Here is a 20990-nt window from a genome sequence, read left to right as displayed (position 1 = left end):
GCCTTATCTTTAGTTGAGTTTGAATATATCGGTCGCTCCTATTCATAGTTTGCGATCGATTATTCAGCAAGCCCTACGTATTCTTGCAAACTCGGAGAGGTTTGGTAATCAGCAAATTTATCGCCTCTGTCGAAAGCTGCTGTTGATGGCGACAATACCTCAACTACTAAAGATGGATATAAAATGAAATCTTCAGTAGTTGAGGTATCCCTTTCGTCGCCAGTCACCGCTACATCAGGATAGTAATAGCAATTTGCCTCTTCCAGTCGGACTTTTATATCTGATGATAAAACTAAGCATGGCGTATTCAGAAGATGATTTCCCAGCAGCCGAACTAAATTACTACCAATAATAATGTGAGGCTTTTTTGCCCCCGTCATTGCATAAACGTGTCCGCGTCTGTATTCGTGTTTGATCGGGCTTACTCGCTCGCCTTCTAGGTACTCTTCTGGAGAAATGTAGAAAATGTTTTTGCTGATAACCATTGATTTTTACTCCGCTGATTTTATCTGATAATATGTGTTGGAACTCGCATATTTGGGGAAGGAAACAGCCGTGCCGTTTCCCTACAAATTTAACAAAACTCCAGAAATCGTGCGTGCCATAATTTGCCACTTTCCGTCAAACCCTGCGATCGCACTTTAATTTTGACACTTTTGGGGTTAGCCTCGTAGAGTCGGGCAATTTCCAGCATTTCCTCCCCGCTAAACCCGGTTCCCACGGTTCCTACTGGGACTAAGTTGCCATCAATTTCTTGCGCTACTTTGACGGCGCTAAACGGTCGCCCCGCAACTTTTGTCGCCGTCAAACCCACAATAAACAAATCGTGTTCTTGACAGTATTTAGTCCTCACCATCGGATATTTCTTAACATCTTTTCCGCCGACATAGTGACAGTTGTGCAACACCCAAACTTCGCCTTCTCTATTTTCAGATTCCTGCTGATTTGCCAGGACGAGTTTTTCGGCGGTGGTGCGAAATGTGGGTACAACTTCAAAGCCTGGGGAGAAATTCGCCAGCATTTCGCCAACTTCAACGCCCGCTGCAATCCGTTCGGATTCTGCCACGGTAATTAAATCATTGCCTTGGAAAAACAAACTTTTAAAAATAGCATAAATTGCGTTGGGCTGGATTGTCGGAAAACCGCTTTCAATATTAACTGTAGCAGCTTGCGCCCCAGTACGGTGTTCGCTACCCGTAAAGCTTTTGTAATACAGTTCGCCGTCTAAAACAAAGGTGCCAATTTTAGCGGCTGTGTCGATTAATGTGCGATCGATCTCAACCGATGCCTGTTGCCGCAGGTTAGTCGATCGCGATTGGTAGTATACTTTATCTGGCGTCGCAATGACCACTACTCGATTGCCGTCGCGCTTTGGCTGTCCCCAATAATCGGGGTTTTCTATGTAATAAGAACGTTCACTCGGCGCGTCCACCGGCTGCATCGTTACTATCCTTCCCGGCTGTAAATGCGGTGGTAATTCTGGAACTACGGGGTTATTAACAGTCTCTATTTTGGCAGGGGTAGTTGATTTTGCAGCCGGAGGAAGATTGGTGCTAGAGTTGTTGGGAGGATTTTGGGCGATCGGCTTTTCTCCGGTTTCCAATTCAAACGCTCTTTTCCAAAAGCCGATCGCCATTTCGGGGTATCCTTCCGACTCCGCGCACAGTGCAAAACCAATAACTTTTGCCGTACCGATGCCGCGCCCGTAATCAGCCAAATACTGCACTGCCCCCGCTTCTCCCATCAAGTGCAATCCTCGCGTCACGATGCGATTGTTCCAGCGTTCTCGAATGTCGGCGCTAATTTTCTTAGCTGCTTTTCGCTTGGCTTCTGCGTATTCGGTGCAGTCCATACTGCCTCCTTTGTGTAGGGCTATTTATATACTATACTAAACATTGATTTATTAGTCAAGTTTAATTCGACAATTAGGTGGTGTGAATAAATTTAACTCTTTCATTTGTGAACTAGATTTATTTTTTAACCGCAGAGGACACAGAGGGCACAGAGGAAGAGAAGAAAGAGAGGGATGGGTTGTAGTGTTTTGATTGTCAAGCGCGGTAATCTGTTCGCTGCCAATGCTAAGATAACTTCGATCGCGCATTGCGACGAATAAAGCCGTGAGTTGCGTCTTACTCGCGTTGAGTTCGCCAACTGGCGATCGCACGTTTGAGAATTTAAGATCCAGTTTAATCTTACTATTATGATGCGATTGATTTTGTACAGCAAACCCGGATGCCACTTGTGCGAAGGGTTGCAAGAAAAACTCGAACAGATTGAAAGCCTCAATTTTCAACTCGAAGTCAGAGATATTACCGAACGCGATGACTGGTTTCAAGCTTATCAGTACGAAGTTCCAGTTTTGTTTAAAGTGCAGCCCCAGCCAATAAATTCTGTTGGCGAGGCTGCATTCTCCGCTGAAGAACTGTTACCCCGTCCTTCTCCCCGCTGTAGTGTCGCCCAATTGGAGCAAATGTTACAGAAATATTTGCAAATCGATCCGTCACAATAATACGATTCACCCCAAAACTCAGGTTTTAATCCTGACATCGGGGTGCTCGGTGTGCAGCTTACTCTATGCCGAGACATTTTACAGCGTGCATAAAAAAACCTAGGGTTTGCACCGCGCACAGCAAAAACCTGTAGAGAGTGGCTCAAACAATGTGTTGGAACAGTCATATTCAAGACATTCAAGCGAGGAGTTTTTCAGATGAAATTGAGAGAATTATTAGCAGCAGTTCCCAGCATTTCCTTTGATGCCAAACATCCCGCCCTCGATGCCGAAGTCAAGGGTTTATCCACTAATTCCCACGCTTGTCAGGCGGGCGATTTGTTTTTGGGAATGCCGGGAACGCGGGTTGATGGGGGAGATTTTTGGCAAAGTGCGATCGCCAGCGGTGCAGTTGCCGCCGTAATTTCCAGCCAAGCAGCCGAGAAAACCCCTTCCCAAGACGGGAGTAGTTGCGTCATCGCAGCAGCCGATATGGCTCAAGTTTGCGGTCAAATAGCAACTGCTTTTTACGGCAATCCAGCTAGCAAATTAAAACTGGTCGGCGTTACTGGGACTAACGGCAAAACTACAACAACTCATTTAATCGAATTTTTGCTCAATGAAATGCAGTTGCCGACGGCGATTTTCGGCACGCTTTACACTCGCTGGCCGGGCTTCCAACAAACTGCACTTTACACCACACCTTTTGCGGTTGACCTGCAAAAACAACTAGCAGAATCTGTAGCAGCCGGATGCAAACACGGGGTGATGGAAGTCAGTTCCCACGCTTTGGCACAGCAGCGAGTTTTGGGGTGTAGTTTTGAAGTTGCTGTGTTTACAAATTTGACTCAAGACCATCTCGATTATCACCGTGATATGGAGGATTATTTTGAGGCAAAATCGCTTTTATTTGGTTCTGATTACCTCAAAAAGCGCGCTGTAATTAATATTGACGATCCCTACGGGCAGCGTATAGTTCAAACCCTAAAATCTGACAGAGTTTGGAGTTACAGCACTGTTCTAAAAACGGCAGATTTATATGCTTTTGATTTAGAATATCAGCCCAATGGAGTTAAGGGGATGCTGCACACTCCGAAGGGAGAAACGGCTTTTTCTTTGCCTTTAGTCGGTCAGTTCAATTTATCAAATATGTTGGCTGCTGTCGGTGCTGTTTTAGAATTGGGTTTAGATTTGTCCGCAATTGTGGAGAAATTATCTCAGTTTTCGGGAGTTCCGGGACGGATGGAACGGGTGCAGATTAGTCCCGACCAAGATATTAGCGTCATTGTCGATTACGCGCACACTCCCGACAGTTTGGAGAACTTGTTGAAAGCGTCGCGGCCGTTTATTCCGGGTCAGATGATTTGCGTGTTTGGCTGCGGTGGCGATCGCGATCGCACGAAACGCCCGATTATGGGTAAAATCGTTGCACAATTAGCCGATTTAACTGTTGTTACTTCCGACAATCCGCGCACGGAAAATCCCGATCGCATTTTGGAGGATGTTTTAGCAGGAATTCCCGCCGCAGTAAAGCCGATCGTGATGTGCGATCGAGCCGCTGCAATTCGCACTGCTATTATGGACGCTAAACCCGGAGATGGCGTGCTGATTGCAGGGAAAGGACACGAAGATTATCAAATTTTGGGTACCGAAAAAGTCCATTTTGACGATCGAGAACAAGCGCGAGATGCCTTGAAAGCCAGGATGAATTCGGTTAGCTGAATTCGCTTAACTGTTAACGGTTAACCGAATTCGGTTAACCGTTAACGGTTAGCTGTTCGCGGGCGGCGAAATTTGTTATATTTTTAAGTATTAAGACGAAGGAAGAATCTGATTTGCACTAGATTATAATAGTAAAACAAAATATTTTAACAGCCCAATAATTATAGTTATGATAGAACTAATTGGTTATCAAATTCTCGCTCAAATCTACTCAGGCACTCGCACTCTAGTTTATCGCGGAACTCGCCTCTGCGACCAAAAACCGGTCGCCATCAAAGTCTTGCGAAACGAGTATCCCAGCTTCAGCGAACTCTTGCATTTTCGCAATCAATACACGATCGCCAAAAACCTGAATTTGCCCGGAATCATCGAAACCTACAGCTTGGAACCCTACCGCAACGGCTATGCCCTGATTGTGGAAGATTTCGGGGGAATTTCTCTGAAGGAATGGACGGGGAAAGGGAAAACGGTGCAATCTCTGGTTGAGTTTTTCCAAATTGCGATCGACCTCTGCAATACATTAGATATACTTTACCGCCACCGCATCATTCACAAAGACATTAAACCCGCCAATATTTTAATTAATCCTGAGACTAAACAAGTCAAACTCATTGACTTTAGTATTGCATCTTTGCTGCCGCGAGAAACTCAAACCCTGATGAGTCCCAACGTGCTCGAAGGAACACTCAGCTATCTATCTCCCGAACAAACAGGAAGAATGAATCGCGGCGTTGACTACCGCACGGATTTTTATTCTCTGGGTGTCACATTTTACGAGTTGCTGACGGGAGAATTGCCGTTTCAATCTAACGATCCGATGGAATTGGTACACTCTCATATTGCCAAACAACCGCCGCTGCTTGGCGAAAAAAAAAGGGGGGGAATTCCCCAAGTTCTCTGCGACATCGTGATGAAATTGATGGCGAAGAATGCCGAAGACCGTTATCAGAGTGCTTTGGGGCTGAAATTTGATTTAGAATTTTGTTTGCGTCTACTAGAAGAAAGTGGTATAATAAAAAGCTTTGCGATCGCGCGGCGGGATGTGTGCGATCGGTTCATCATACCAGAGAAACTCTACGGCAGAGAAACCGAAGTTGCCCAATTATTGGCAGCGTTCGATCGCATCTCTGGTTCCGAGACTCTTCCTGGGAACGAGGGAAAGCGCGAGTTAATGCTGGTGGCGGGTTTTTCCGGCATTGGCAAAACTGCCATTGTTAACGAAGTTCACAAACCAATTGTTCGCCAGCGCGGCTACTTCATCAAAGGCAAATTTGACCAATTTAATCGCAATATTCCCTTCTCAGCTTTTGTCCAAGCATTTCGAGAATTAATGGGTCAGTTGCTGAGTGAAAGCGAGGTTCAATTAGCAGCTTGGAAAACCAAAATTTTAGTTGCGCTTGGTGACAGCGCGCAAGTAATTATTGAGGTAATTCCTGAACTAGAGCAAATTATCTCCCCACAGCCAACCGCAACAGAACTGTCTGGGACGGCGGCACAGAACCGCTTTAATTTACTATTTCAAAAATTCCTGCAAGTATTCACCACAAAAGAACATCCCTTAGTAATTTTCCTCGATGATTTGCAGTGGGCTGATTCGACCTCTTTAAAATTGATGCAGTTGTTGATGAGTGAGTCAGACGGCAGATATCTATTATTAATTGGAGCTTATCGCGACAATGAAGTTTCCGCCGCTCATCCTTTGATGTTGGCGCTAGAGGAGATTGGTAAAACACAAGCTGCAATCAAAACGATTACATTAGCCGCGCTGAGTCAAACGAGTTTAAATCAACTGGTTGCCGATACGCTTAGCTGTTCCCCAGAAATCGCACAACCATTAACTCAACTAATTTATCAAAAAACCAAAGGCAATCCATTTTTTAGCGTGCAATTCCTGAAAATGCTGCACGATGAGGGGCTGATTCAGTTTGACTTTGATGGGGGCAATTGGCACTGCGACATTGCGAAATTAAAAGCATTAGCAGTGACTGATGATATCGTTGACTTTATGGCGTTGCAGTTGCAAAAATTGCCGCCAGCGACTCAGAATGTGTTAAAGTTGGCAGCTTGTATTGGCAATCAATTTGATTTGGGTACTTTGGCTGTTGTTTCTGAGAAATTAGCAACAGAAACGGCGGCGGATTTGTGGAATGCCTTGCAAGAAGAGTTAATCCTGCCTGAAAGTGAAGTCTACAAGTTTTATCTGGGGCTGGAAAAACAGGAACAGGCACAAAATTCCGAGGTGGTGAATTACAAGTTTTTGCACGATCGCGTCCAGCAAGCCGCCTATTCCCTGATTCCTGAAGACCAAAAACAATCCGTCCATTTGCACATTGGGCAATTGCTATTCGCTCGAACCTCAGCAGAGCAACTAGACGAGAGAATTTTTGCGATTGTCAGTCAATTTAATCTGGGCATCGATCGCATTGGAATTCAGGATCAGCGAGACCATCTAGCCAACCTCAATCTGAAGGCTGGGCGTAAAGCGCGACTCTCGGCTGCTTATCCAGCATCGGCTCAATACTGTGAGATAGGGCTGCAACTTTTAGCCACTGACAGTTCCGATCAATGGATCAGACAGCCCATTCTTACTTCCGAACTGCACATTGAAGCTGCTAATTCAGCCTGTCTGATTGGCGCATTTGAGCGGGTAGATGCTTGCGTCGAGGCAGTTCTCCAACATACGTCAAACCCCCTAGAACAAGTTAAAGCCTTAGAAATAAAGATTCAATCCTTGATTGCCCGCAATCAATTATCAGAGGCGATTCAGGTGGCACGGGCAATCCTTCAAGAGTTGGATGTGGACTTGCCAGAACATCCCACCCAAGACATGGTAGCCCCTGCTCTCAATGCTATTGGCGATCGACTGATGAGCGTAGATGTAATGAATTCACCAAGGATGAGCGATCCACAGAAGCTAGCTGCAATGAATATTCTCAGCAGTATGGCTTCAGCAGCCTATATGGGTTCGCCAGCCCTCTATCCCTTGATTGTTCTCAAACAAATTGAATTGTCACTTCAGTTTGGAAATGCTATCGAAACACCCTATGCTTATTCAACCTATGGACTAATTCTCTGTGCATTTGGTGGGGAAATTGTAGCCGGTAATCGTGCTGCTGATATCGCGATTGCCTTGATGGAAATGTTTAAAGCATCAAGTTTTAAAGCGAAAATTATCAATTTAGTTTATCCATTTGTTCGCATTTGGCAGGAGCCACTTCATACTGTACTGATGCCTTTGCTCGAAGGCTATCAAGCGGGTTTGGAAACGGGAGATTTGGAGTTCGCCGCTTACTGTGTGCATAACCGATGTGAACTTGCTTATGCGGCTGGAAATGAACTTCTACAACTGGGGCAAGAGAAAAAAATCTATGCCGAGGCGATCGCCCAACTCAAACAAACAACTGCTCTGAACTTTCACCAAATTCATCAACAAGCAGTTTTAAATTGGACAGGTGAAGCCGACGATCCCCAGAAACTCGTTGGAGCAGCTTACGATGAAACGACGCGATTACCTCAGCATCAGTCAGCGGGAGATACTTACTCGATCGGGAGCGTCTATGCTCATAAATTGGTTCTAGCTTACCATTTTGGGCAACCCCAAGAAGCTCTGGAAATGGCTCAAATTGCCGAGAAAACAATTGGTGCCATTATCGGAACTGTGTTCTATGGAGTCTTTTATTTCTATCATGCACTGACGTTACTCGCAAACACAAACACCTTGCCAATTAGTGAAGCGGTTACGAAGGATCTTGAGCAACTTACTAACTGGGCAACTCATGCACCCATGAACTTTGCCCACAAATGCGATTTAATTCGAGCCGAACAGCAGCGAGTTTTAGGACACAAAGCAGAGGCGATCGACCTCTACGATCGCGCCATCTTTCTGGCCCAAGAAAACCAATTCCTTAACGAAGAAGCCCTCGCCCACGAACTCGCCGCTAAATTCTACCTCGGCTGGGGCAAAGAAAAAGTCGCTGCAGGCTATATGCAGGAAGCCTACTATTGTTACGCTCGCTGGGGAGCAAAAGCCAAAACCGATGACTTAGAAAAACGTTATCCCAATCTGCTGCGCCCCATCTTACAACAGTCGGGCCAACCCATCACTATTTTAGAAACCCTATCCAGCCTTACCAATCCCACCTACTCAATTCATTCGATCACCCACCACACTACCTCAAGCACCTCCATTAACCAAGCTCTAGATTTTTCGACTCTGCTGCAAATCTCCCAAATGATCTCAAGCACGATCGACCTGGAGGAGTTGCTGCAAATTGTCACCCAAACCATGCTACAAAACTCTGGAGCTGATCGCTGTGCACTGATGCTCTGCCAAGATCAACAATGGCAAGTGCGGGCGATAGCTACGTGGGAAAACATGAGCCTGCAAACGGAACCCCTAGAGAACAATCCCACCGTTCCCGTTAAATTAATCCAGTATGTCAAAAACACCCTAGCAACAGTTGCCATCGATCACCTCAAAACTGATCTGCCTGTGATTGACGATTATTTAGACCACCACCAACCAGAGAGTTTGCTGGGTTTGCCAATTCTAAATCAGGGGAATCTGGTGGGCATTTTGTATCTAGAAAATCGGATAACCAGTGGGGTGTTTAGTCGCGATCGCCTCCTAGTGCTGAATTTTCTCTCTAGTCAAGCGGCGATCGCTCTGGAAAATGCCCGCCTCTATCACCAAGTGCAGCAGACTTTGAATGAACTTCAGCAAACTCAGATGCAAATGATCCAAAGTGAAAAGATGTCAGCATTAGGTAATCTAGTGGCAGGGGTTGCCCATGAAATCAACAACCCCGTTGGTTTCATTGCCGGGAACATTAATGAAGCTCATGCTGGAGTCCAAGATTTAATTGATTATTTGCGCCTCTATCAAGAAAAGTTTCCGCCATCCGAAGCAGAATTGATTGAGAAAGCAGAGGAAATAGATTTAGATTATCTAGTAGAAGATTTACCCAAGATGTTGACCTCCATGAAAATAGGATGCGAGCGCATCAAAAACATCAGCACATCCCTCCGCACTTTCTCTCGCGCGGATACGGCACATAAAGTTGAGGCCAATATCCACGAAGGCCTCAATAGCACATTGATGATTTTACGCCATCGCCTGAAAGCGAATGACAAGCATCCTGAAATTCAAATCCTTAAAGAGTACGGCAATATTCCCAAAGTAAAATGTTATTTGGGACAATTAAACCAGGTATTTATGAATTTGTTAGCAAATGCGATCGATGCCTTAGAAGAATCGAATCAAGGACGGAGTTTTGCCGAAATTCAAGCCCATCCCAATCACATCACTATTCGGACAAAAGTAGAAAGTGAAAAGGTAAAAATTTCCATCGCCGATAACGGAAACGGAATGTCGGAAGAGGTAAGAAATCGGATTTTTGACCATCTATTTACAACTAAAGACGTGGGCAAAGGGACTGGGTTGGGACTGGCGATCGCACGTCAAATTGTAGAAGAAAAACACGGCGGAAAACTAAGTTGTATTTCTGCACTGGGAGAAGGAACGGAGTTTGTCATTGAGATTTTAATTGATTGAAGGTTAGTTGTCAGTTGTCAGTTGTCCGTTGTTGACCGATATTATTAATCTCTCTGTTCTCTGACTCTGCGTTCTCTGCGTCCTCTGCGGTTAAATCATTCCGATGCAACCGGAATTGATAGGACAACCAACAACTGACAACCAACAACTGACAACCAACAACTGACAACTGACTATTGCAGCGGCAAAAATACCGTCATCACCTCACCCTTTTGGGGCCGCTGGCGAATTACCAACTTCCCGCCAGCGGCCCGAAATAAATTCTTAGTCACGCTCAAATTTAAACTCAAACTTCCCGTCTCCGGCTGCACCATCAACAAAGGCCCGATCGATCGCAAAGGAGCATTCGCCTTAGCTGCAAAAGTCGATGCGACATTACCTTCAGGTAGGTGTTCCGATTCCAACTGCAACTTTAACTGATCGCCCGCCAATGTCACCTCCACCTGAATGCGACTCCCGGAAGGCAAAGTTCGAGTAAAATTCTCAATCAAATTAGTTAAAACCTGATCCAGCATCGTCGGGTCGCTGACTACCGCCGGCAACTTTTTCGGCACAATAACTTCCAAAGTGTGGTTTCGCACAGCCGCCTGTTTTTGCCAGCGGGGAATGCTATTTTGCAGCACTTCACCGAGGGACATTGCTGTTAGGTGCACGCCAGAATTTTTAGCTTGCGACATTTCCAATTCCACGGCCCGGAAAATTAAACCGAAGCGATCGATCTGAGCGGTACACTCAGCATCAATCATTTCCAAACGCTTGACCACCACCGGATCGAGTTTGGGACGTTTCAGCAACAATCGAGTCAGCGTGCGAATGGTAGCCAAAGGGGTGCGGACTTCATGGGCGATCGCCTGTAGCAATTCCACCTCTTTAGTAGCGAGAGGAATTGGAGATTTGCAGTTGATATCTGTACCCGATAAATTGTGATGTCTATGGTTCAAACCATCATCAATTCTTTCATCCCTTATCCTGCCTGCTTCATCTTTCCCAACCGGCAAATTATGCAACAGCAAGCGGCTGAACTGCATCACTGTTTGATAATTTGGCTCCCCAGGTAAAAACTGCTGGAACAGCGCGTCTAATTTAGTAGAATTATTAGTTAATTGGCTAACTGATAAATTGAAGCTACCGTCAGAATTGGCAAGCAAACATTCGCTTTCAGTCACCCTGCGCCGCAAAACCTCCCAAGCTTTGGCGACTACTTGCGGATCGAAAGAAAATAGAAAAGCCGGAATTCCTGCAGAATTTTCACCCAAAACCATCACCAGGCTAAAACTAGCAGTTAAAACCAAACAAAACTGCTCGTTGGCTAAGGGATCGCCACTTGCCAAAGCCAAAGCCGGGGCAGCAGCAGGCACTGATGTTTGCACATCAGCCGCCGGCATTAAAGCTAAAGTTTGTCTAGCCCGAAAAGACCACAAAGCTGCATCGTTGTCGGGAATACTGGTAAAAATCCAATTGGCAAAGCCCGAAGCCAATGCGGGGTCAGTCAAAACCGATGATGGGCCGGACAACACCAATCCTTGACAGGAATGGGGGATTGTCGATCGACAATTTGCTCGATCGGCATCTGTTTTTTGTCCTGCTTTTTGCCGATCGAGCATTTGATTCAAAGCTGCGATCGCCCCGTACCATTCCTGTTCAGCTTTCAGCCGAGAAGCCCCACGGCTTACAGGACACCGATGGCGGTTGTTTTCTCCCGCCAACTTAGCATCAAAGATACTCAGGTCATTTTCTTGGCCTTCGGAGGCTAAAATTTCGCTTATTGTCGGTAAAAAGTAAGTATTCACAGTTATAAACCCACCTTCGGAGGCATGAAGGGTGAAGTATTTATGTATAGGAAAGTTCAGGAGTTAGGAGTCAAGCACCAGCAAGATGAAAAAATCCCGCATAATTTCTTGCGCCTTCCTCCTAACTCACAGGATATCCACATTTGTCAAGTAACGATATTGGCAGAACCGTACCAATAAGTCGCAATCTCCGCGCTTGGGGCGATATTTTGCACGATCGCCCTGACAAAAGTGCAAAATGAAGTAAGTTAAACACCGTGCTTTCCTTATGCCCACCTCGATCGCCGACTCGAAAAATCTGCTGTCAGACTTAATGGCACGCTACCGCCACCAAGTCGATTATCTGGCAATTCGACTGGAAGAAGCCGAAGGCACCGACATCCTGCTGCGGGGCGAAAAAATTGAAACCCTCAGCGAAGGAGTCTCAATTGGTGGCCAAGTCAGAGCTTGTCACAAAGGCGGCTGGGGCTTTGCCAGTTTTAACCGACTTTCCACCCTCGCCGAAAGAATCGAAGAAGCCATCGCCGCGGCTAAACTGATTGGCGAAGAAGAAACGATTCTGGCACCTGTTACCCCAGTACAAGACATTTGCTTGCTGCCGCTGACAGGAACAGACCCGCGTCTGGTTCCCCTAATTGACAAAAAGCAATTGTGCGATCGCTACGCGGCGATTCTCCGCAGCATTGACCCCCGCATCGCCACAATCTCCGTGCGCTACGGCGACAGCACCCAGCGGATGATCCTCGCCACCTCCGAAGGCACCATGCTCGAACAAGGTTGGGCAGACATGGAAATGCGCTTTGCCGCCACAGCCCGCAGCGGGGAAACCGTACAAACCGGCCGCGAAACCACCGGTTCCCGCAAAGCTTACGAAGACTTAACCGAGCTCGATGTTCAAGTTCGCAGCGCCGCCCAGAGAGCCGTAGATTCCCTAGCCTTACCCCCCGTCCAAGGTAACACCTACACCGTCGTCATCGACCCAATTTTGACCGGATTATTCGTCCACGAAGCCTTCGGACACCTTTCCGAAGCTGATATGGCCTACGAAAATCCCGACATCTTGGAAATTATGACCCTCGGCCGCCAGTTCGGCCCCAAAAACTTGCAAATTTTCGATGGTGCAGCGCCAGAGGGACACCGGGGCAGCTATTTCTACGACGATGAAGGCACTCCGGCGACTACTACTCAGTTAATTAAAGACGGCGCTTTAGTCGGGCGACTGCACTCGCGGGAAACTGCTGGCAAGTTGGGAGAAACACCTACTGGCAATGCTCGCTGTTTGAATTATCATTATCCGCCGATCGTCCGCATGACGAATACTTGGATCGAACGGGGCGACACGCCAGTTGCTGACTTATTTTCGGACATCAAAGAAGGAGTTTATGCGCGCAATTGGCAAGGCGGCATGACTAACGGCGAAATGTTTACTTTCAGTGCCGGCGAAGCTTGGATGATCCGTGACGGAAAACTAGATAATCCGGTGCGGGATGTTACTCTTTCGGGTAATGTTTTCAGCACTTTAGCCGATATTGAGGCGATCGGCGACGATTTCTACTGGGATGAATCCGGTGGCTGTGGCAAGGCAGGGCAAAGCGGTTTGCCCGTCGGCTGCGGCGGCCCGAGTTTGCGGATTCGCGATGTCGTTGTTGGTGGCGAAGCTGCAGAAGAAGATTAAAGCTGCAAAAGTTTAAAAAATAAAGGTAAAGCGCCAGATTCCTACTGGCGCTTTACCTTTATTTTTTGAGTGCAACATTTCGCGGCCGTTGGTGGTGTCTGATATTTTGAGGACGCTTGGCCAAAAAACCGGAATAGCGAACAATTATGCCTTGAGTCGTCAAATACCGCTGAAAAATCGGTTTTTTGCTACGCAGTACGTAAGTCTGCAATTAATGGCTCGAAATCTTCAATTTTTCTCTTGTTATCCCAATTTTAAATTCTCCCCTTCTCCCCCTAATTCCCTGCAATTATCGCTTTTTTCGGCTTTATCTCCCGGTGCCTCGGTTTGGTGGCTTATTATCTTGATCGTTATCGTACAAGGTCTGAGTGTCGGCTACGGCGGTTAAAATTTCTGAAGCAGAGTTGTCTTGAGCAAAAAAGGTCGATCGAGTTTCTAAGCTTTGAGCATTAACGGCGCCAGCACTCAGTAACAGGCTTGACATCAGGATGGAAGAGTAAACGCGCATCATAAATTTTGGTGTTTGTATTTTCCCCTTCTTGATACGCCGTCTGTACTCTGCTATCAGGATAAAAAAAATAATTGTGGCGAAGTCATCAATTAGTAAGTGAGGGAACCTACAATTTTTTTGAGTTTTGGTTAAAAGCTGGTGAAATCTATCATCTAGCTCGCTTGTTCGCGGGTAATTTCTAGTTCTCTGCTACTTGCGGGCAACCAGCAGAATTCAAGACCCTGTTCAAAAAAATAATGCTACTCTTCTGTACCCGTCTTCCCAACCCTGGTAGTTATAAATCCTTCCCAAATCTAAAATCTAAAATCTAAAATCTAAAATGGTATGACCCCTCTGGAATCCTCTTGAAAGGGACTTCCAACAAGGAAACGAAAACCCCCAATTGTAAAGTTTTACTACTTTTATGATTGACTTCATAATTTATTGAGGTGAAGCGGCAACCCGGGGATTAAAGACAAAACAGGAAAGTACCCAGGCGCGCCATCAGCACCTTACATATAAATATCTTGGTGAATGAGATTTCTTAAAGCGGGCACTGCCTAATTGTTCAGATTAACTTCATAAATGGTTGCTATTGTATTTTTAAATAAATTGTGAACCTTTGATTTTTTCTGATTTTTTCCGATCTTTTCTGATCTTTTCTGATCTTTTCTTCTCTGGCTTTGTGACAAGAGCGGTTACGCGCCACTCCGAAGGAGGAGTCGAAAGCGGTTGGGGAAAAAAGCCCGTTCACAAAATCGTGGAGTCAATCTCAAATCTCAACTCTCAAATTGAAAGGGCGCGCAGGGAGTAAAAAAACTGGTTTTAAAACTGATATCGCGGAGTCAATCTCAAATATCAAATATCAAAGCGACTGACTTGCACATCTACCTGCAGGAATAGCGAATCGAGCGTTGACGAGTTGTCCAAAACAACATCAGCTTGTTGACACTTTTGAGCTAGCGGCAACTGAGTGTTAATGCGGGCCTGAGATCGATCGTAACTCAAGCCGTCTCGCTGCATCAGCCGTTCCAACTGCACTTCGGGCGAACAGTACACCACCCAAATTTCCGTACACAAGTCGGTCATGTTAGCTTCAAACAGCAGCGGAACTACCAAAACCAAAGTCAACGTGTCAGTCGGCGCGCAGAAACCGGGGTTTTTTTCAACAATACTTCGTTCTAGCTTTTGGTGAAAAAACCCGGTTTCTTGAGTCTTTGTACCTAAATCCTGTGTGTTTTGGGATACCGGAGTCAATGCAGCAATGAAGCTTTGAGTTTCCTCAACTAATCGGCGGCGCACGTAAGGGTGAATCTGTTCTTCCAACCACTGCCGCTCGGCTACGTTACAAAAAATAATATTTCCCAACTCGGATCGATTTAAATTGCCGTCCGGGAGCAAAATACCCGCGCCGTATCGTTTTACAATAGAGTCAAGTATTGGCGAACCGGGGTTCACAGCTTCGCGGGCGTAAATATCGGCATCTAAAATCGGAAATCCACAGGCATCTGCCAGATAATTAGATATAGCGGTTTTACCGGTGGCGATGCCCCCAGTTAAACCGATCAGACGGATAATTCGATCGCTCATAATTTTCTCTGTTTAAACTTCCTGTGTTTCGACACTTACTGTCAGTCTTTGCTATGTTGGTGACACAATCAAATTTAGACTTAAAATTTAAGATTTGCGATCGAGAGTTCACGTTAGGAAGTGTCAGCATTGGGGTGCGATCGACTCTTTTTTACCTAAAATCTCAATTTTCAACTCGAATGAAGGTCTAGACCGAGGCAAACTTATGAATGCTCAACGTGCTGTGCGGTCGATTCTGGCAGCAATTCCCCTTGCTGGATTTTTGATATTAGATTTTTTACCCAACCTGGTTTTCCTCAAAGAAAACAGCAGCGGATGGGTACTCGTGGCAATTTATCCCCAATCTCAAATTGCTGTTGCACAACCTATTATTCCCGCCCCAGACGGCACCGGAACCGCTGTCACCGCCCCAGGTACAGGGTCGCCCACTCGCTACGACATTACAGGCGGCACTACCTCCAAAGACGGAGCAAATCTGTTCCACAGTTTTACTCGGTTCGGTCTGAATTCTGGCGAAACTGCGAATTTCATCTCCAACCCAAGCGTTAAAAATATCCTCGGCCGCGTTGTCGGTGGCGACGCTTCCTTAATTAACGGTCTAATTCAAGTTAGTGGCGGCAACTCTAACTTGTTGCTGATGAATCCCGCAGGCATTATCTTCGGAGCAAATGCCCGACTCGATGTGTCCGGGTCTTTTTTGGCTACCACCGCTAGCGGTATCGGTTTTGACAACGGTTGGTTCAACGGTACAGGGGCAAACGACTACGCAGCCCTAGTCGGAGCGCCGAATGCTTTTGTTTTTGGTTCACAGCCGGGGAGTATTGTCAATGCCAGTAACTTGGCTGTCGGCACGGGGCAAAATTTGACTTTGCTCGGCGGTACGGTCCTCAGTACAGGTCAACTTTCAGCCCCGGGCGGTCAAATTACTGTGGCGGCTGTCCCGGGCGAAAATCTGGTGCGGTTCAGTCAAAACGGACTTTTGCTGAGTTTAGAAGTTTCTCCAGCAGCCGGAATGTCGGGTTCGGAAGCACTTCCATTCTCTCCGCTGACTTTACCAGGGCTGCTCTCGGGCCCCGGCGTGGCTAACGCTACGGGTATAACTACGAACGCTCAAGGTGAAGTCGTGCTCACGGGTGGTCAAACAGGGCCTACAGGTGCTGGAACTGCTCTGGTAGCGGGTTCTGTGGACGTGTCTGCTACGGGGGGCGCGGGAGGAAGCGTCAACGTGTTGGGCGACAAGGTAGGGCTGTTGGGAGCGAAGATTGAGGCTTCGGGGCCGGACGGCGGCGGATCGGTGCGGATCGGGGGAGATTACCGAGGCGAGGGAACTGTGCCGAATGCCCGGATGACTTACGTGGATGGCAAAAGTTCGATCGCTGCCAACGCAACTCAAACAGGCAACGGTGGCAATGTTTTTGTCTGGGCTGACAACACAACAGCATTTTTGGGCAGCATCAGCGCTCAGGGCGTTTCTGCAACTGGAACCGCAGGTGTTGGCGGGTTTGTGGAAGTTTCGGGCAAGCAAAGATTGATTTTTAACGGTACTGTCGATACTTCCGGGACAAACGGTTTGGGGACTTTGCTGTTAGATCCAGAGAATATCTTAATTACAGATTCTGCAGAAGGCGTCGGCGATGCGGCAATTATTGCTAATAATAATATTTTGGCAACAGGAACGCTACCAGGACAGGAAAACAAATCTGAGCCTTCGCTGACAATTTCGGCTAGAGCTTTGGAAAGTATGTCGGCTACATCAAATGTGGTTCTCGAAGCGCTCAATGATATTACAATTGCTGATTTGGCGGACAATCAGTTGAGCTTTCAAGCAACTACTGGTTCGGTAACATTCAGAGCAGATGCCGATCGCAATGGTGCGGGTGCTTTTTCGATGAATTCTGGAGATACAATTAGCACGGCTGGCGGTGCGATCGCCATTTCGGGAAGTCAAATTACTGCGGGCAATTTGTCGAGTAAGGGCGGAAATATTAGTTTGATTAGTCAGGGTTCGACTGTTGCCAACAATATTTCTTCATCCAATCCCAGCACCGGCAGCAGCGGGAATATTGTGATCGACGGCCTGAACGTAACAGCCCAAAAACTTGATGCCAGCGGCCCGGAAGCGACGGGAAATGTAAGTGTGACGGCTCGGAATGTTCTGGGAGTGAGCTTCGTCGCAGGGGGTTCGGGAAACATTACTTTGACTGGTAATGAAATTAATTTTAAAGGCGACAAAAATTCAGTCAGCGGTACTGGCTTTTTGGTACTGCAACCTTGGAGTCCCGGTCAAAATATTGCGATCGGCGGTTCTGGAGATGTCGGTACTAATATTTATTTGAATCTGACGGCAAACGACCTCGGAAGTTTGCAAAATGGATTTGCTGGAATTACGATCGGCCGCAGCAACGGTATCGGTTCAATTCTGATTGCCAACGATTTCACATTTTATGATCCGCTAATTATTCAATCGCCGGCGGGTTTGGGAACAATCACTACCACAAGTTCCCTGACAGGGGTAGACAATGCCTCAATTACTCTCAAAGCTGATGGCAATATCCGTACCGGAAATATCACTACCAACAATCAGGAAATTAGCATCGTCAGCACAGCGGGCAATGTCACAACCGGTCAGCTAGTTACTGGAACTGCCCCCAGCATCAACACTTCTGTCAATTCTGCCAAAGTGCCACGCTCGGAGGCGGGAGATGTTAGCGTTACCGCACAGGGCACGGTGACTGCAGGGGCGATCGACACAAGGGGCGATCGCGCGGGGAATGTGACGCTGACGGGACGGAATCGAGTCACTGCAGGTGCGATCCAAGCTGGCGGCTCGAAAACACCGGGAAATATTACTTTAACCGGCAACGATATTGACTTGACGGGTGGCAACAATTCGATCGCCAGCAACGGCAATCTGGTGCTGCAACCGGCCGCTCCAAGCCAAAATATTATCATTCAAGGTTCTGGCGATACAGAAGCTCTGAACTTGACTGCTGCTGAATTGAACACTTTTCGGAATGGGTTTGCTTCGATCGCGATCGGGCGCGCCGACGGTAGCGGTGTGATTTCGATTCCTTCTGGAACGCCAAATTCAACGCCAGTGGCGGTGACATTTCAAGATCCGACGACGATCCGATCGCCGTCGGGCACTGGCGCAATCATGGGAACAGGTGCGATCGTCGGCACTGATAACGCCACGATCTCTCTGATGGGCGGTACTGTAGCCGTCGGAGACGTTACCTCGACTGCGGGGATTAACATCACTAGCACTCAAGGCAAGTTGACTGCTGGTACGGTTTCATCTCGCTCAACTTCCGGGGTGGCGGGCCCTATCAATATTCGCAGCGCCCGTGCGGTAGAAACCGGCAATATCGATGCTTTTGGTGCCAGAAGCGGGGGAGATATTTCGATTGCGGCGCCGGGCCGGATCGTTACAGGGGTGATCAACTCGAGTTCGCAATCGGGAAGTGCCGGTTCAAGCCAAATTACCGGGAACAAAGATGTTGAAGTTGTTTCGATCAAAGCTCGCGGCAATACGGGCGGCGATGTGGCAATCGAGGCTGGGGGAGCGTTTCGGGCTGCGGGAACAGGAACGGCTGCTGAGCGCGCCCAGGTCAGCATTTCTACAGACGGGCTGGCTCGATCGGGTTCACAGACTCTGCTGCAAAGCACTTGCTCGTCGGGAACCTGCACGGCGGCGACTGTTGGGACGGGAAACTCGAAGTCGAACACTGCCACATCCTCAACTGCGATCGGGCCGCTGGCGATCGTGTCGAGTCCGGCACCAACTACCAGCGTGGAACTGAAAACAACAGGCAATTCTCAACAAATTGTGACTCAGGTTAGTCTCGGCCCCGCAGTGTCTGCGCCAAAGAGCAGTACCACAAATGTCTGGCCAGAACCTGCTACTGGGCCTGCGGAGGCGCGCTCGAACGAGACTGCTGCCGGCCCGGTATTGCTGTCGCAGTCGGTGTTAACAGACAATCAGGGCGCGCCTGCGGCGACAGAAAACGGCAGCGTGGCAACAACTCCACAGAAGCCGGCGAGTGCGGTGACAGCAGAAAGTATCGGGAATGTCAGGGTTCCTGAGATTTCTCGATCGAGTTCGCTCGCGCAAATAAGTCCGATAGACGCAGTGCAGCAAAGGGATATAACTCAGGGCCGGGAATTTGAACGTTACTTTGGGGGCAATCTCGGTCAAAAGTCAGTCACGCAGCAAAGTATTCGAGATACTCTCAGCAGCGTCAATCGGTTGACTGGGGTTAAACCCGCCATCCTTTACGTGTGGGCGAAAGAAAAACATTTAGAACTTGTGTTGTTATTGCCAGACGGCAAAAATGTTTTTAAAAGCGTGCCTGCAAGCCGCGAGACAGTGCTGCAAGTTGCTAAAGAATTCACTAATGCTATCAGAACTCCCAGGAGATTGAATGCTGCTGACTACAAGCAACCTGCGGAGGAACTTTACCAGTGGTTAATTGCACCGCTGCAACCGGAATTGGAGGCTAACAAGATTGACACTTTGGTGTTTTCGATGGATGCCGGTTTGCGAACTTTGCCTTTGGCTGCTCTTTACGACGGCAAGCAGTTTTTGGTAGAAAAGTACAGTTTGGGGCTGATTCCGAGTTTGAGTTTAACTGATACTCGCTATGCCGATGTTAAGGGTTCTGAAGTTTTAGCGATGGGTGCGTCGAATTTTCCTGCCAAATACGATCAAAATCCTTTGCCTGCGGTGCCGTTGGAAATATCGACAATTGTGGGCAAGATTTGGCCGGGTTCGTCTTTTCTCAATGAAGCTTTTACTTTGGCAAATTTGAAGCAGAAACGCAATCAACCGCAATACAAAATTATTCATTTAGCTACTCACGGCGATTTTCAGCCTGGGGGGGCAGAAAATTCTTACATTCAGTTTTGGGATACTAAGTTGCGCTTGAATCAGTTGGATCAGTTGAAGCTATCTAACCCGCAGGTGGAGTTGTTGGTTTTGAGTGCGTGTACTACGGCGGTGGGAGACGAACAAGCTGAGTTAGGGTTTGCGGGGTTGGCGGTGCACGCGGGGGTAAAATCGGCTTTGGCGAGTTTGTGGTATGTCAGCGATGTCGGTACTTTGGGGCTGATGACTGAGTTTTACCAGCAGTTGCGTACAGCGCCGATTAAGGCTGAGGCTTTGCGGCAAGCGCAGTTGGCGATGTTGCGGGGAGAAGTGCGGTTGCAAGACGGTTATTTGGTGCGATCAGGTAATAATCAAGCTCTGCCTTTACCGTCGGAGTTGGCCGCTAGGGGCGATCGAAATTTGTCGCATCCTTATTATTGGGCTGCTTTTACAATGATCGGTTCGCCGTGGTAATTCTCAAGAGAGAGGGAAGAGGGAAAAGGGAAATCGGGGTGCGATCGCGTCCAAACGGACTCAGGACTCAGGACTCATTGCTAGCTGCGATTTGACTCAAGCGTTTGAGGATTCGGAGTACATCATGTAAATTATTGGTGCGATTGCTAATTCCAAATAAATCAGATGTGCTATATCGAGGTGATTCTCCTTTCACTAATTTAACTAAGATGAAACTGCCGCCTGTAGTAATCATGCCGTAATATCATGTCCGGTAGCATAACCATAATTAGGGCTTGCTGAATAATCGATCGCAAACTATGAATAGGAGCGACCGATATATTCAAACTCAACTAAAGAT

10 protein-coding genes and 1 pseudogene are annotated in these 20990 nt (G+C 47.4%); 6 read left to right on the top strand and 5 right to left on the bottom strand.

The genetic code is table 11. The features are described from left to right. Positions 1-74: 74 nt before the first annotated feature. Positions 75-485: pseudogene (locus QUA40_RS21925) on the bottom strand (Uma2 family endonuclease); the annotation flags it as partial. An 89-nt stretch (positions 486-574) separates the two neighbouring features. Next, positions 575-1852: an ATP-dependent DNA ligase gene (locus tag QUA40_RS21920; protein ID WP_333129728.1), complete on the bottom strand. Its 1278-nt coding sequence runs from the start codon at positions 1850-1852 to the stop codon at positions 575-577. A 351-nt stretch (positions 1853-2203) separates the two neighbouring features. On the opposite strand from QUA40_RS21920, the gene QUA40_RS21915 reads away from it, so the two are divergent. The 3 genes from QUA40_RS21915 (at position 2204) to QUA40_RS21905 (ending at position 9764) form a co-directional block, all read left to right on the top strand. Beyond that, complete coding sequence (locus QUA40_RS21915) at positions 2204-2509, top strand: glutaredoxin family protein (protein WP_333129730.1); 306 nt, start codon at positions 2204-2206, stop codon at positions 2507-2509. Between the two features lie 198 nt (positions 2510-2707). Next, positions 2708-4210 carry a UDP-N-acetylmuramoyl-L-alanyl-D-glutamate--2,6-diaminopimelate ligase gene (locus QUA40_RS21910; RefSeq protein WP_333129726.1) on the top strand — a complete coding sequence of 501 codons (1503 nt, stop codon included), beginning with the start codon at positions 2708-2710 and terminating at the stop codon, positions 4208-4210. 169 nt (positions 4211-4379) lie between these two features. Continuing rightward, positions 4380-9764 carry an AAA family ATPase gene (locus tag QUA40_RS21905; protein ID WP_333129724.1) on the top strand — a complete coding sequence of 1795 codons (5385 nt, stop codon included), beginning with the start codon at positions 4380-4382 and terminating at the stop codon, positions 9762-9764. A 173-nt stretch (positions 9765-9937) separates the two neighbouring features. On the opposite strand, the gene QUA40_RS21900 is transcribed toward QUA40_RS21905, so the two are convergent. Continuing rightward, positions 9938-11554: a HAMP domain-containing sensor histidine kinase gene (locus tag QUA40_RS21900; protein WP_333129721.1), complete on the bottom strand. Its 1617-nt coding sequence runs from the start codon at positions 11552-11554 to the stop codon at positions 9938-9940. 42 nt (positions 11555-11596) lie between these two features. Between QUA40_RS21900 and QUA40_RS21895 the strand changes: the two genes are divergently transcribed. Next, complete coding sequence (locus QUA40_RS21895) at positions 11597-11734, top strand: hypothetical protein (protein WP_333129719.1); 138 nt, start codon at positions 11597-11599, stop codon at positions 11732-11734. A gap of 88 nt (positions 11735-11822) precedes the next feature. Further along, positions 11823-13229: a TldD/PmbA family protein gene (locus QUA40_RS21890; protein ID WP_333129717.1), complete on the top strand. Its 1407-nt coding sequence runs from the start codon at positions 11823-11825 to the stop codon at positions 13227-13229. Between the two features lie 307 nt (positions 13230-13536). Here the strand turns inward: QUA40_RS21890 and patX are convergent, their stop codons facing one another. Then, positions 13537-13740, bottom strand: a complete 204-nt coding sequence (gene patX, locus QUA40_RS21885) for a heterocyst-inhibiting protein PatX (protein ID WP_333129715.1) — start codon at positions 13738-13740, stop codon at positions 13537-13539. Positions 13741-14577: 837 nt separating this feature from the next. Next, entirely contained in the window at positions 14578-15309 is a 732-nt protein-coding gene (coaE, locus tag QUA40_RS21880; RefSeq protein ID WP_333129713.1) for a dephospho-CoA kinase, read from the bottom strand. 205 nt (positions 15310-15514) lie between these two features. Here coaE and QUA40_RS21875 point away from each other — a divergent pair, with 205 nt between their 5' ends. Continuing rightward, complete coding sequence (locus QUA40_RS21875) at positions 15515-20650, top strand: CHAT domain-containing protein (protein ID WP_333129710.1); 5136 nt, start codon at positions 15515-15517, stop codon at positions 20648-20650. The last annotated feature ends 340 nt before the right edge of the window (positions 20651-20990 follow it).

This window comes from Microcoleus sp. Pol11C3 (assembly GCF_036701485.1).
GTDB lineage: Bacteria > Cyanobacteriota > Cyanobacteriia > Cyanobacteriales > Microcoleaceae > Microcoleus.
Note: the sequence above shows the minus strand (reverse complement) of the source record. Positions and strands in the feature narration are given on the sequence as shown.